10 protein-coding genes are annotated in these 14,600 nt (G+C 60.6%); 5 read left to right on the top strand and 5 right to left on the bottom strand.

The window, feature by feature from the left end; genetic code table 11:
- Positions 1-171: 171 nt before the first annotated feature.
- The gene (locus NCHU2750_RS08330) at positions 172-1,986 is read right to left on the bottom strand and encodes a methyl-accepting chemotaxis protein (RefSeq protein WP_119940015.1); all 1,815 of its coding nucleotides are present in this window, start codon (positions 1,984-1,986) and stop codon (positions 172-174) included.
- 242 nt (positions 1,987-2,228) lie between these two features.
- On the opposite strand from NCHU2750_RS08330, the gene NCHU2750_RS08325 reads away from it, so the two are divergent.
- From NCHU2750_RS08325 to NCHU2750_RS08315, 3 genes are all read left to right on the top strand, one after another.
- Positions 2,229-2,615 carry an acyl-CoA thioesterase gene (locus NCHU2750_RS08325; RefSeq protein ID WP_119940014.1) on the top strand — a complete coding sequence of 129 codons (387 nt, stop codon included), beginning with the start codon at positions 2,229-2,231 and terminating at the stop codon, positions 2,613-2,615.
- A 112-nt stretch (positions 2,616-2,727) separates the two neighbouring features.
- The gene (locus tag NCHU2750_RS08320) at positions 2,728-3,444 is read left to right on the top strand and encodes a helix-turn-helix transcriptional regulator (protein ID WP_119940013.1); all 717 of its coding nucleotides are present in this window, start codon (positions 2,728-2,730) and stop codon (positions 3,442-3,444) included.
- Positions 3,445-3,491: 47 nt separating this feature from the next.
- Entirely contained in the window at positions 3,492-3,863 is a 372-nt protein-coding gene (locus tag NCHU2750_RS08315) for a DUF1330 domain-containing protein (RefSeq protein WP_119940012.1), read from the top strand.
- A 148-nt stretch (positions 3,864-4,011) separates the two neighbouring features.
- Here the strand turns inward: NCHU2750_RS08315 and NCHU2750_RS08310 are convergent, their stop codons facing one another.
- Both NCHU2750_RS08310 and NCHU2750_RS08305 read right to left on the bottom strand, forming a co-directional pair.
- Positions 4,012-5,208, bottom strand: coding sequence for a DUF1501 domain-containing protein (locus tag NCHU2750_RS08310; protein ID WP_119940011.1), 1,197 nt, complete (start codon positions 5,206-5,208; stop codon positions 4,012-4,014).
- A 4-nt stretch (positions 5,209-5,212) separates the two neighbouring features.
- Positions 5,213-6,685, bottom strand: a complete 1,473-nt coding sequence (locus tag NCHU2750_RS08305) for a DUF1800 domain-containing protein (RefSeq protein ID WP_119940010.1) — start codon at positions 6,683-6,685, stop codon at positions 5,213-5,215.
- Between the two features lie 328 nt (positions 6,686-7,013).
- Here NCHU2750_RS08305 and NCHU2750_RS08300 point away from each other — a divergent pair, with 328 nt between their 5' ends.
- Complete coding sequence (locus tag NCHU2750_RS08300) at positions 7,014-8,975, top strand: putative bifunctional diguanylate cyclase/phosphodiesterase (protein ID WP_162939548.1); 1,962 nt, start codon at positions 7,014-7,016, stop codon at positions 8,973-8,975.
- Positions 8,976-9,082: 107 nt separating this feature from the next.
- Positions 9,083-12,133, top strand: coding sequence for an excinuclease ABC subunit UvrB (uvrB, locus tag NCHU2750_RS08295; RefSeq protein WP_119940008.1), 3,051 nt, complete (start codon positions 9,083-9,085; stop codon positions 12,131-12,133).
- Between the two features lie 97 nt (positions 12,134-12,230).
- Here uvrB and NCHU2750_RS08290 read toward each other — a convergent pair whose 3' ends face one another.
- Both NCHU2750_RS08290 and NCHU2750_RS08285 read right to left on the bottom strand, forming a co-directional pair.
- Positions 12,231-12,956 (bottom strand): hypothetical protein, encoded by a 726-nt coding sequence (locus NCHU2750_RS08290; protein ID WP_162939547.1) that lies wholly within the window; start codon positions 12,954-12,956, stop codon positions 12,231-12,233.
- A gap of 10 nt (positions 12,957-12,966) precedes the next feature.
- Positions 12,967-14,256 carry an AAA family ATPase gene (locus tag NCHU2750_RS08285; protein WP_119940006.1) on the bottom strand — a complete coding sequence of 430 codons (1,290 nt, stop codon included), beginning with the start codon at positions 14,254-14,256 and terminating at the stop codon, positions 12,967-12,969.
- Between the last annotated feature and the right edge of the window lie 344 nt (positions 14,257-14,600).

Here is a 14,600-nt window from a genome sequence, read left to right as displayed (position 1 = left end):
ATTGGGTAAACGAAAAATTGATGCGCCGTGATGCTTTCTGGGCCGTTTCTGGACCATTTGCGGGCAAGCTGGCCCATCGAGACCCATCCGCGCCGCGATCAGGCATGGAAAAGGCCGCAATACCTGAGCATTGCGACCCTCATCATGTCACCGACCGAGGATGGCGACAGATCAGGCAGCCCGTGACGCCGGGCGGCCTTCGTCTTCACCGAGGCGGAAGGCGCCGAGCAGGTGCTGGAGATGCATGCTCTGGTCGGCCAGCGTCTGGCTAGCCGCAGTGGTTTCCTCCACCATGGCGGCGTTCTGCTGGGTCATCTGGTCCATGTGGTTGACCGAGGAGTTGATCTCGGCAAGCCCGCTTGCCTGTTCCTGCGCGGCGGTCGCGATGGTTTCCACATGGGCATTGACCTTTTCGACCAGGGCGGCGATCTCGACCAGCGCATCGCCGGTGGAGCGCACCAGAGCCACGCCACCCTCGACCTCGTGGACCGAATTGCCGATCAGTTCCTTGATCTCGCGGGCCGCATTGGCCGAGCGCTGGGCGAGTTCGCGGACTTCCTGGGCGACGACGGCGAAGCCCCTGCCCGCCTCGCCTGCCCGCGCCGCCTCGACGCCGGCGTTCAGGGCCAGGAGATTGGTCTGGAAGGCGATCTCGTCGATGACGGAGATGATCTGGCCGATGCGGCCGGAAGAACCTTCGATACGGCCCATCGCCTCGATCGCGTTGCGGACGATCTCGCCGGAACGGCTGGCGCTGAGCTTGGTTTCGCTGACCATCTGGCGAGCCTCCCTGGCGCGCTGCGAGGCGGTGCCGACGGTGGCGGTGATCTCGTCGAGCGCGGCAGCAGTTTCCTCCAATGCAGCCGCCTGCTGTTCGGTGCGGCGCGCCAGATTGCCGGTGGCGGACGAAATGTCCGAGGCGCTGTCGCGGACGACGAGGCCGGTTTCCGAAATCGCCATGATCGCCGCATTCAGCGCGCCGACGGCATCGTTGAAATCCTGCCTCAGCTTGGCATAGTCCTCGCCGATATCGCCGAGCGAGACGGAAAGGTCGCCTGCTGCCAGGGTTTCGAGCGCCTGGCCAAGCTCGCTGATTGCGCGGGACTGGCGTTCGGCTGCGGTGGAAATGACCCGCTCGCTTGCCGACCGCTCGGCGGCGAGCGCCCGCTGCTGGTCGGCTTCGCGGGTCTGGAGTGCGGCACGCTCCTCGACATTGTCGCGCAGGACAAGAAGCGCACGCGCCATCGTGCCGATCTCGTTTCTCTGTTCGGTGCAGGGCACGGCCACGCCGGACGCGCCACCGGCAATCATCTGCAGCACCTGCTGCACCCTGAAGAGCGGGCCGGTAACACTCCTGACCACCAGCGAGGCACCGCCGATCAGAACCAGCGCGCCGACGGCGAAGATAATGCCGAAGTCGACTGCATCCTTGCGGAACATGGCGTCGAGATCGTCGACATAGACGCCGGTGCCGACGATCCAGCCCCAGGGCGCGAAACCCGCCACATGGGAGAATTTTTCCACCGGCTCGGGAGCGCCCGGCTTCGGCCAGTAGTAATCAACGAAACCCTTGCCCTCAGCCTGCACGATCTTGACGAAATCGACGAACAGGAATTTGCCGTTCGTATCCTTGTTCTGGCTGAGATCCGTGCCGTTCATCTCCGGCTTGACCGGATGCATGACCATGGTCGGATGCATGTCGTTGATCCAGAAGTAACCGGAACCGTTGTCATAGCGCATGGCACCAATGATGCCCTTGGCCTCTGCCTGCGCCTTTTCGCGCGACATCGCCCCGCTCTCCTCGAGCGCCTGGTATTTCTTCAACACGGCCAGCGCCGTGTCGTTCATCTGGGCAAGCCCTGCCTTGCGTTCCCGCTCGGACGAGGCATAGCTCTCGAAAAGGCTGAAGGTCAGGCTGCCGGCCAGGATGACCAGCGACAGCGCGACCAGACAATAAAGCCGCCAGGAAATGGCAAGACGCTGCATGTTATTCCCCCGATACTTGCAATTGTCATTAAATTATAAAGAACGGAAGTTACCGGCCGATAAACGAACAAAAACTCGAGCATCGGGCAAATCATCGTCAAGTACTATTGTTGAATAGACCCGTCATTTTCTTTTCCACATCGATACTTACTGCAGTGCAGCAAAAATAGTCTGGCAAAGGGTGGAAAGGGCGCTACTGTCGCGATCCCGCAATTGCCAACGAAAACAAGGATGATTCTTCGATGACCGATGCTGCAAAGCCGAGTGGCGAACTGACGCTGAGAACGCTGGCCATGCCGGCAGATGCCAATCCGGCCGGAGATATTTTCGGCGGCTGGGTGATGGCGCAGATGGACCTTGCGAGCGGCATCCGCGCCGCCGAGCGCGCCCGCGGCCGCGTCGTCACCGCAGCCGTCAAGGAAATGGCCTTCCAGCTGCCGGTCAAGATCGGTGACACGCTGAACATTTACACGACGATCGCCCGCGTCGGCACCAGCTCGATCACCCTCACCATCGAAGCTTGGGCCCAGCGCGCCCGCCACCGCGACCTCGAAAAGGTCACCGAAGGCACGTTCATCATGGTGGCGCTCGACGAGGACGGCAAGCCGAAGCCGCTGCCGGCGGAATGATGACGCTGCTCTGTCGATAGGACCTGGCCGACAGCAGGGCTGTTCGCATCGCGGATGGCCCTGTATGTCGTGCAGACGAAGAGCAGAAAGCCTTTCGAGGACGCGTCCGCATATGTCGAGAACCAGCCGTCTGTTTGATCTCATAGGCCTGTTGCGCGCCCGACGAATGCCCGTCACTGCCCTTGAACTGGCGGGCGAACTCGGTATCTCGGAGCGTAGCGTATACCGGGACATCGAGACATTGCGTTCAATGGGCGCGCTTGTCGATGGACAGGCCGGCATCGGCTATTGCCTGAGGCAGGGCTTCTTTCTTCCCGAGTTCGCATTTTCAGCGGACGAGCTGGATGCGTTGATCCTCGGCCTGAGCTGGGTGCAGCAGCGCGCCGATCCCGCGCTGGCGCAAGGCAGCGAGAGTGCGCTCGCCAAGATATTGTCCGCAGCAAGGAGCGGACCCGCACCGGATGACGGAACGCCTACGCTTGCTGCGGCCTCGGCATCCGAGCGGGTGGATCCTGCCCAGACCGCCACATTGCGGGATGCGATCCGCCGTCAGCGCAAGGTCGCGATCAGCTATGAGGACGCCCACGGCTTGCTGTCGGATCGCACCATCTGGCCGATTGCCATCATCTATTTCGACGATGTGCGCGTGCTGGCGGCATGGTGCGAACAAAGATCGGCCTTCCGCCATTTCCGCATCGATCGCCTGCAGGTGAAAGCGATCCTGGAAGAGCGCTACCCCGGACGACGCCAATCGATCATGAAGCAATGGCTGCAGCAGGATCGTGACTGGCGTTCACTCCTGACAATTTCTGACACCTCGGCAGGCTAGACTTTGACGGATCACCCGGTTCGGGTGTCATGTCAAAGGAAATACAGATGGTTTCATTATCCCCTGCCGCAATCGATGCCTTCCTCTCCGAAGAGGACGGCTCAGCCGTCGTCATGCTGAATCTCATTCGGTTCGAACCGGACGGCGGCCGGCAACGGTATCTGCAATATCTTCAGCTGGCCAAGCCGATCCTCGCCCGATTTGGTGCAAAGATCCTGTTCGGCGGCGATGGTCTGCCGGTGCTCACCACGGGGCAGGAACAGGGATGGGATGCCGTTGTGCTGGTCCAGTATCCGCACCGTTCCGCCTTCAAGACCATGGTTGCCGATCCGGACTATCAGGTCGCCTTCAAAATCGGCATCTCGGCAATCTCTGACATCACGCTGCAACCCCTGAAGTCCATCGACGGGCTGGCTTGATGCCGGAGGGCAGCAGGCCAGGATAGGGTTCATGCTCGTTTCATGAGGCGCTACGGCCGATAGCGCCCACTCGGCATACGCTGTCGCTCGTGGACGGGCGGATTGCAACTGCCCTCCTCACTATCAAACCCGCCTCTATCGTTCGGGCTCACCCCTTCAGAAAAACCGAATCCTCGTCGAAATCGAGCCCCGGAAAGATCTTGGACGTCAGGTTGTTCGGGCGGATGTCGAATTGCTGGTAGAGCATGGCGGCGGCGATTTCGCGAACGTCGCCGGTCGGCATGAGGTCGCGCTCGTCCAAGAGCTTGCCGTCGCCGAGGCCCGGCCAGTTGCCCATCACCTTGCCGCCGGCTATCGCACCGCCGGCCAGAAGGGCCACGCCACCGGTGCCGTGGTCGGTGCCATTGGTGCCGTTTTCGCGGGCCGTGCGGCCGAATTCGGTCATCGCCAGCACCGCCGTCTTCTGCCAGGCATCGTCGCCCAGCGCATCCTTCAAGGCGGTGATGGCAATCGCCAGGTCGCCTGCCGCCTTGCTGAAATTGGCGGACTGGCCGACATGGGTGTCCCAGCCGTTGATGGAAAAGCTCGCAACGCGATAATCCTCGCGCAGCATGCCGCCGGCAAGCTTTGCCATGTCGGCAATGCCGGCGCCGCGCTTCTCGTCGCCGTAAAGAAGATCGGTCTCTTGGTCGGTCTTCACCGCCTCTTCGAAGGCCTGGGCGAAGGCGGGATCACCAGCATAAAGACGCTGAAGGAAGGCCATTTCGTCTTCGGCCAGCGAGAAATTGCTCTGGCTCGACCAGCTGTCGGCGCGGTTCGGGCCGGTGAGGATCAGTTCCATCGAACTGTTGATATCGATCGCTCGGCGGGCGTCGGAGCGCGGGATGACGGCCAGCGCCCGGTTCAGCCAGCCGGTTTTCTGGCTCTTGTCGGCGCCGCCGCTTTCCAGAATGTCCTGACCATCGAAATGGCTGCGCTGATTGCGATACGGAGTCGAAACCGCGTGGACGAAGGACAGTTGTTCGCTCTTCCACAGCGGCATGAGGGAAGAGGCGGCCGGATGCAGGCCGAAAAAGCCATCGAGATCGAGCAGGCCCTTGTCGGGCGTCAGCGCCAGTTTCGGCCGCAAGGCGGCAAAATCCGGGTCACCATAGGGCTGGACGAGATCGAGCCCGTCCATGGCTCCGCGCAGCACGATGGTGACGAAACGATTGTCGCCGGGAGCGGCAGCGAAGGTCACCGGCGTCATCACCGGGGCTGCGGCCGCACAGCAGGCTCCGGCCAGAAAACCGCGGCGGGATAGGCGAAAACGATCGGGACGACCGGACAGTCCGTCAAAACTCATCGACCTACCTCCTGTTGAACTCGGCGGATGCCAGCACCATCGTCAGCCCATGCAGCCGGCTCGGCGCCTGCGAGATGACGTCACGGGTTTCCGGCGTTGCGGCATCGGCAAGTGCGGCATCGAGAAAATCGGCGGGCTCCAGCCTTGCCGCGAGGGTGCGCGCCGCAAGCCGCGCCCAGGCGATGCGCTCGCCGAGTTGGCCCGGCGCCAGCCAGGCGCTTGCCGTATCGGCAAAGCCTGCCGGGCTCGGTGGCTGCCAGACCGGCTCTCCCATGCGGCCCAGCGCCTTCAGCGTCAACGCGTGGGCCTGGTTGGAGCGCCGCTGGCGGATTTCGGCGGCCTTGGCATCGCCGGCCAGTTGCATCGCCTTGCCCACCGGGCCGGCATCCTCGTCGCCATCCATATCGGCCAGCAGCGCCGTCAGGCTGGCATCGGGCATATCGAGCGCGCGAAAACCGGAAACGACGAATTCGAACGGCTGCTTGATCTTCTGCCCCGGATTTTCCCAGGCGAGCGGATGTTCGAGCATGGCGCGATAGACCTCGACGAGGTCGCCATCGCTCTTCTGCCAGGCGGCCACCATCTGCGCCACGACATCGGCCGGTGGATCGTCGCTGATGAAATGGGCGGCAAGCTTGCGGGAAATGTGAAGCGCCGTTTCCGGCCGGGCGGCTAGGTCCTCGAGCATCAGGACATGATCCTGGCTACCGCCCTCGTCGTCGCGATATTCGTGGCCGAGGAGGGTGACCGAACCGGCCTGCGCCAGGCGCGAGCGATAAGCGATATCGAGGCCGCGGCTATCCACAGTCAGACCCGTCAGGATCAGTGCCGCCGCCCGCACGTCGTCCTGGCTGTAGCCGCTGCCGGCGCCGAGCGTGTGCAGTTCCAGCAGTTCACGGCCGAGATTTTCATTGAGGCCGCGACCGGTCTCGCGGCCGGCAACCGAATCGGGCCCGACGCTCTGGTTCTGGTCGAGATAGATCAGCATGGCCGGGTGCAATATGCCGGCCTTCAGAAGATCGGAGAAAGACCCCGCCATGCGCGGGCGGATAGCTTCGGCCTCGTACATCGGCACGATCATCCGCATCGGCAGGGATTTCAGCGTGCTGACGGCGAAATGGTTCATCCAGAAACTGGCCAGCCGTTCGTGAAAACCGAGCCGCGACTGCACGGCCTGCGCCAGGCGCGACATGGCATCGATGCGATAGAGCCGCTGCGCCTCGCGCTGGGTCTCCTTGCGAATGCTCTCGTTCGGCTTGCCTTCCTGCGCGGCCTTGGCTTCGGCGGCCCTGAGCGACATGACCTTGGTGGCCGCCTCGCGGCGGCCGACGACGCCCTCGCGCGGAAAGCGTGGCTTGATCATCACGCCGCGCTTCACCTGGGCGATCAGACCATCGGCATCGTCGGGCATGTCCTGCCCGGCGCGAAGCCCATATCCGTATCGGATCGCTGCCAGCGTGGGCCGTTCAAGAGCCATGCATTACTCCTATTTCGATCGTTTGAATCCTCACCCACAAGTTGGGCGGAAACGGTGGTAAAATGTGGCGATTTAGAGAGATGTACGGATTGTAATCCTATCAGATCATATCGTTCCCGTTCCCACACGTCACAGTTTCGGCATTTTTCTGGCCACACGCTGAAACGCGACTGGACCTGCCACAATGGACAAGTGCAGGACCTGGTGGATGGCTGCCGCCATTCTCGACATGTCGTCGGAAAGACTTTTTTATTAGCTCTATCTTATGTTAATCTGAGTATCCATGAATTCGGCGACTTACTGAATGCAGGCAGATTCGACAAGCAACATGAACGGCCCGAGGCTGGCGCTTGCGGTGAAGCAGGCGCAGGCTGCGGCGACGCTTGAGCGGCTGCCGACGACGCTGACGGTGAATGCCGCCGTATCCTTCTCGGCCCTTTTGATGAGCGCGATCAGCCGCGGCATCACGCAGCCGGCCTTGCTCTGGTTCGCGCTGACGCTCGCCACGATCGCCGCCCGCGTCATCGTCGGCACGGTGGCGAAAAGACGCGGGCTCGACCGGTCGGAGCCGCATTTCTGTCTGCGGCTGATGACCACGGGCGCGCTTGTCAGCGGCATTGCCTGGGGTGCACTGCCCTTCATGCTGCCAGATTTTCACGCGCTGGGCGTCGATGGCGGGATCTATATCCTGATGTGCGGCATGGCGACCGGTGCGGTTCTGCTCGGCACCGGCCATGCGATCACGGCGCTCGCCTTTGCCTTTCCCGTTCATCTCGCCGTGGTGATCACGCTGTTGATGAGCGAGGAGACCGGCGGGCATCTGCTGGCTCTCAATGTGCTGGCGCTGACGCTGGTGCTCTACAAGAGCAGCATGAACGGCCAGGCGATCGTGATCGGCAATATCGAGGCACAGGTGCGCGCAACGGCGCTGGCGCAATCGCTCGGTCGCGCCAATGCCGATATCCTGCAAGCGAATGAAAGCCTCGAAATCCTCGCCAATCGCGATCCGCTGACGGGGCTCGCCAATCGCGCTGCTTTCAACGTGGCCCTGCAGCGCGGCATCGACCTTGCCCGCAGGAAGCAGGAACGGTTTGCGCTGCTGATCCTCGACCTCGACCGGTTCAAGACGATCAACGACACGTTCGGCCATTTTGCCGGCGACGAATTGCTGTTGCAGGCGAGCCGCCGGCTGCGCGAGGCGGTCGGCGATGACGGTTTCATCGCCCGGCTCGGCGGCGACGAATTTGCCATCCTGATCGGCGGCGCTTCGGCCGGAACCGAGGCGCGGCGGCTGGCGGGACGCATCATCGAGCGTTGCCGGGAGGCGTTTCTGATCCAGGGCCGATCGGTCGCTTCCGGCGTATCGGCCGGGATCGGGGTCTGGCCCGAACATGCGGACACGGCGGCCGACCTGTTCGTTTCGGCCGACATGGCGCTCTACCGCGCCAAGGACGAGGGCCGCGGGCTGTGGCGGGAATTCGACCCGTCGCTGAAGGCGAGTGCCGACCGGCAGAGACGGATCGAGCAGGATCTCGGTGAGGCGATCGCTTCCGGCGCCGTGACCGTGTTCTTCCAGCCGCAGGTGGAGCTTCACGGCGGCAGGGTGATCGGCTTCGAGACGCTGGTGCGCTGGCAGCATCCGGTGCTCGGCGCCATCGCGCCTCCCGACATCGTCTCGGCCGCCCATTCGACCAATCTTTCCGAGGCGCTGACGGCGAGCGTCGCCACCAGCGCCTGCCGGCTGCTCACCACCCTGCCCTCGCTCGGGCTGGCCGGGGCGACGGTTGCGGTCAACGTGTCGCCGCGCGAATTCGAGCTCTATTCGGTCGCCGACACGCTCGACCGCATCACCCGCGCGCATGGCATCGAGCCCGGCCTGTTCGAGATCGAGATCACCGAAGAGGCGATCCTCGACACGCTGGTGGCGGGCCAGCAGCTGAAACATATCGAGCGCTCCGGCTACAAGCTGGCGGTCGACGATTTCGGTGCAGGGCATTCGTCGCTCGCCTATCTGGTGACGCTGAAGGTGGACCGGCTGAAGCTCGACCGGCGCTTCGTCACCGGCATCGAGACGAGCTTCCAGAACCAGGAGATCGTCGGCGCCATGGCGGGCCTCGGCAAGGCGTTGTCGATGGATATCGTGGCGGAAGGCGTCGAGACGGCGGAAGAGGCCGCGACGCTGCGCAATCTCGGCTGCCCGGCCGCGCAGGGCTATTTCCTCGGCCGCCCGATGCCGGTCGAGGCGATCGCCGGCTGGCTGGTGACACGGGTGCTGACGCCGGCGGCGTGAGGGGACTGCGGACAGCAGGACATTGAGGCGGACAACGTTTCCCTTTTGTACTCGTTTTTCGCCGCCACCCTCTTCACTTCCGGCGTGACTCTCTCCATATTCCGGCGATGGCCAGATCCCCGAAAAAATCCGCCCCCTCGCCCGCCAACGGTTTCGAGGAAGCTCCCCAGTCAGCTTTCGAAGGTGCCCCGCTCGAGGGTAGCGTTTCCGACTGGGTGAAGCAGCTCGAGGCGGAGGCGGAAGCGTCCGGCATCGAGACCCAACGCGAGATCGCCTCCAAGGCGGGCAAGCACCGCAAGAAGATCGAGATCGCGGCACGCGAGCAGGCGATCCGCGAGGCGGAGGAAGCCAGGAAGGCCGCGGGCAAATCCGGCGGCAAGAGCGCCCCGAAGACAGCGAAGAACACCACCGCATCGAAGACGGCCCGCGGCGTGTCGATCGGTGCGTCCTCCGACCCGAAGACGCGCGCTGCCGCCGGCCTCAATCCGGTCGCCGGCCTCGACATTTCGCTGGAGGACGCCCAGTCGCTTGCGCCGGGCGCCGTCACGGCCACGGTCGATGCGCTGTCGAAGCTGATCGAGAGCGGCAATCCGCTGTTCAAGAACGGCGAGATCTGGACGCCGCATCGGCCGGAACGCCCGGCAAAGTCCGAGGGCGGCATCGCCATCGAGATGGTCACCGACTACAAGCCCTCGGGCGACCAGCCGACGGCGATTGCCGATCTGGTCGAGGGGCTGAATTCCGGCGACCGCAGCCAGGTCCTGCTCGGCGTCACCGGCTCGGGCAAGACCTTCACCATGGCCAAGGTGATCGAGGCGACGCAGCGTCCGGCCGTCATCCTCGCCCCCAACAAGACGCTCGCGGCGCAGCTCTATTCCGAGTTCAAGAATTTCTTCCCCAATAATGCGGTGGAATATTTCGTCTCCTACTACGACTATTACCAGCCGGAAGCCTATGTGCCGCGCTCCGACACGTTCATCGAGAAGGAAAGTTCGATCAACGAACAGATCGACCGGATGCGCCACGCCGCCACCCGCGCCATCCTGGAGCGCGACGACTGCATCATCGTCGCCTCGGTTTCCTGCATCTACGGTATCGGCTCGGTCGAGACCTATACGGCGATGACCTTCCAGATGACGGTCGGTGACGGGCTGGACCAGCGCCAGCTGCTCGCCGACCTCGTCGCCCAGCAATACAAGCGGCAGGACATCAATTTCGTCCGCGGCTCGTTCCGGGTCCGTGGCGACACGATCGAGATCTTCCCCGCCCACCTTGAAGATGCCGCCTGGCGGATCTCGATGTTCGGCGACGAGATCGACGCGATCACCGAATTCGACCCGCTGACCGGCGCCAAGACCGGCGACCTGAAATCGGTCAAGATCTACGCCAATTCGCACTATGTGACGCCGCGCCCGACGCTGAACGGGGCGATCAAGTCGATCAAGGAAGAGCTGAAGATCCGCCTCGCCGAGCTGGAAAAGGCCGGCCGCCTGCTGGAAGCCCAGCGGCTGGAACAGCGCACCCGCTATGATGTGGAGATGATGGAGGCGACCGGCTCCTGCGCTGGCATCGAGAACTATTCGCGCTATCTCACCGGCCGCAAGCCGGGCGAGCCGCCGCCGACCCTGTTCGAATATATCCCCGACAATGCGCTGGTCTTCATCGACGAAAGCCATGTCACCATCCCGCAGATCGGCGGCATGTATCGCGGCGACTTCCGCCGCAAGGCGACGCTGGCCGAATACGGTTTCCGCCTGCCCTCCTGCATGGACAACCGGCCGCTGCGTTTCGAGGAATGGGACGCGATGCGACCGCAGACCGTCTCCGTCTCGGCGACGCCCGGCAATTGGGAAATGGAGGAATCCGGCGGCGTCTTCGCCGAACAGGTGATCCGCCCGACCGGCCTCATCGATCCGCCGGTGGAAGTGCGGTCCGCCCGCAGCCAGGTCGACGACGTGCTCGGCGAAATCCGCGAGACGGCGGCCAGGGGCTATCGCACGCTCTGCACCGTGCTGACCAAGCGGATGGCGGAGGACCTGACCGAATACCTGCATGAACAGGGTGTGCGCGTGCGCTACATGCACTCGGATATCGACACGCTGGAACGCATCGAGATCATCCGCGACCTGCGGCTCGGCGCCTTCGACGTGCTGGTCGGCATCAACCTGTTGCGCGAAGGCCTCGACATTCCCGAATGCGGCTTCGTCGCCATTCTCGATGCCGACAAGGAAGGTTTTCTCCGGTCGGAGACATCGCTGATCCAGACCATCGGACGCGCGGCGCGCAATGTCGATGGAAAGGTCATCCTTTATGCCGACAATATCACCGGCTCGATGAAACGGGCGATGGAGGAAACCACCCGCCGCCGCGAAAAGCAGATGGCCTATAATACCGAACACGGCATCACGCCGGAATCGGTGAAGGCGCGGATTTCCGACATTCTCGACAGTGTCTACGAGCGCGACCATGTGCGCGCCGACATTTCCGGCGCCAGCGGCAAGGGCTTTGCCGATGGCGGCCATCTGGTCGGCAACAATCTCCAGGCACATCTCAACGCGCTGGAAAAATCGATGCGCGACGCCGCAGCCGATCTCGACTTCGAAAAAGCCGCCCGCCTGCGCGACGAAATCAAGCGCCTCAAGGCCGCCGAACTGGCGACGATGGACGATCCGATTGCACGGGACGAGGCGAAGGGACAGGAAGGCGGCCGAGGCAAGAGTGGTTCGGGCGGTCGCCGCGGGTCTTCCTCTCCCCTTGCGGGAGAGGATAGTTCGCCCCGCGAGGCGCAGCCGAGTGGTTCGGCGAACTTGGTGAGGGGTGAAACGGAGCAGGCCTCCTATTTCGCCAAACCCTCGCTCGACGACATGGGCCCGGGCACCGACACGGCGCGGCCTCTTTTCCGCAAGAACACGCTCGACGAAATGACCGTCGGCCGCACGGAAAAACCGGTTACGGGCAAGCTTCCCGACAAGCCGACAACCGAACCCGGCAAACGTTTTTCACCGCTTCTGGAAAGCCAGCCCGAACGGGGCTCGCCGGACAGGGACGACCCGCGCCCGGTGGTGCGCGGCAAGATCGGCGCCGGAAGCTACGAGGATGCTGGTGAGCAGAGACGCAAAGGACGGACGAAGGGGAAGACCGGGCGGCCGGGGCAGTGAGAAGATAGAATCAACAATACGACAACAATTTACCGTTTTGCTGCCCGAAGGAAAAATACTTCGATCAATATATAGGAAATTATCCCTTACTAAGCAGTCACATAGCTGCAATAGTTTTTTCAACCGTGCGAACGAATGAGTTCGACCTGGTTATGTAAGTAGTACAATTGGCGGCATGCTTTTTGCAGAATTTCTCTCGGCGTTTGATAGATTTATCGACTTCAGAGAAACCACTGGCAGGTAATAAACGACCCTCCGATTCATGAAGAATTGTCATGAACCTATCAATCAAATCTTGCCCCTCCAGCAAATCAGGGTCAGTCAGTAAATGGCTGTAAGCTGCGATACACCAAGATTCTGTACTTTGTTGCGCAGGTGTCAAAACATGTCGATTTGCGTCAGCGCTTGTAAGCGCCGACAGACCACACCACTCACCCAATATTTTCTCTACCATATTATATTGAGCATCTAAGTCGGGCAGCTTTCCGTAATTTATCCCATATTTCTCCTGATTAAACACCGTAAATGCCTCATGTTCCAAATGATCGCAGTCCATTTGAACGATGATGAAATCGCAAGCCTTTGCATCCAAATCGTCTGCGAATATTCCGCCTGAAAAATATCTCTTAGATCGGCTCTGTGGCGTATTTGCTGCCAGCCACCTCTCAATATTTCCCCATCCGGCTTTCGGTGACGTCGCATCCATGGATGGCTGAAGATCTATAAAATCTACTTCGCGCCCTTCCTTCCGCAGTACAGCACCTAGAAAATATTTTATTGCAAAAAAATCAGTGGGGCCTTCACAAACTACACCAATACGCATTTAGAGAACCTCAGATACCACCTAAAGCACCGGAAATTTCGCCATCAATCCAAAGCTGACTCAATTTTTTCCCGCTGAAATGCTCCGCCCATTGCTCGCGGGTCCAGCCAGCGTTGGGCTTAAGTCTTTTGGCTTGAGTATGCCCCTCTTTATTGCGAAAAATAACGAATACCCGCTGTTCATCGTCGAAAAGGTCGAAGGCATCAAGTGCTGTTGGATTGTGGCTAGTCAGAAACACCTGATCTGCACCTCTCTTCAATTGCTTCTCCGCTCGCCGCGCAGTTATGAGAATTATCTTCTCAAGAAGAAGTTTGGTGACGGCTGGGTTCAATGCACTATCGACGTTATCAAGGGCGAATATTTTGGGCGCCTCATCATGCCCGAGCAAAACGCTCATAAATAAAAGAAATAACGTCCCTTCGCTGCTATCATAAGCTGACAGCGTATTTCTTTTCTCGTGCATATATCTATCAATAAAGTAGACAATTTTCCCATCATAAGTGGCCAGTTCTCGCGATTTTAGGTGTGGGTCCACCTCTCCCACTCTAACTGCGTTTACCCAGTTAGGAAGCCCTACCAGAGAAAGAGCATCGCCAAGCAAGCTAAAATCGTCGTAGTCAGATTTGCTGTTAGCTGACCTCGGGCGCGTTCTCTCACGCGCTATCTGAGCCAGCAAAGAACTCACGGCAGCACTCAAGCCTTCACCGTGAAGCCCTACAGGCGGTTCATCAGCTACACCTGATTTTATTTCTCTCAGAAATTCCGTTTGAGGAGAATAAATGGCATAGCGAGAAATACTATCGAATTCGCGCTGAAGCACATCAGGGAAATCGTATGCAACCCTAGCCTGATCCCATAGACTTCTCGCTGGTGCCCAATTCCTATTCGAAACCTTATTGCCAAATATATTCACTCCGCGACCGCTACGCCCCAGAATTTTAGCACCGGCAAGCTCACATTTTTCGGAGAAAAAATGCAAATGGGTGTTTTTTTCACCGGAGACCAATTCAATTGCATATTGGATATCGCAATCGAGGTCTGCTTCGATCCTGAACGTCTTAGGCAGATCGTACTTTTTAAACGCCGACTTCATCAGGGCCGGGGGAGTCAGCCTTACTCCTTTTCGAGCAAGCTCACTATCAGCCACACCACGATACAAAGATGCCGAAACAACGCCTATGGCTTCAAGGAGATTAGACTTCCCGACGCCATTCCCGCCGATAAAAAGATTCACTCTTCCGAACTCTAACTCGACATCGCGAGTCGATTTAAATCGATCAATTTTGAGTTTTCGGAGCATGCGGTAATCTCAACTAGGTCCACTGTTGGCGGTGATAGCGCATATCTCTCAAGTGCACCATCCCGCAACTCTGCCTCAATGGCCGATAACTCTTGGACTTACACAAAAGTGGGCAACCACAGCGCTGAGCCGCCAAGCTTTCCCAAAATTAGGCAGCGACGAAAATTAGGGGCTTTGAGTTTGAAGCTCATGTTGCGCGCCTCCGACGCCAAGCAACCGGCTTCCGCAGATTTTTTTTCTAATGCCCACAACCACATTACGAGGGCAGTCGCATGATCACCCTGCAATCAAGTGCCTATCCCCTGAATAATCCGGCACTCAATCGTCAGCCAAGTCCATGATTT

It is taken from the genome of Neorhizobium sp. NCHU2750 (assembly GCF_003597675.1).
GTDB lineage: Bacteria > Pseudomonadota > Alphaproteobacteria > Rhizobiales > Rhizobiaceae > Neorhizobium.
This window is presented reverse-complemented; position numbering and strand designations above follow the sequence as displayed.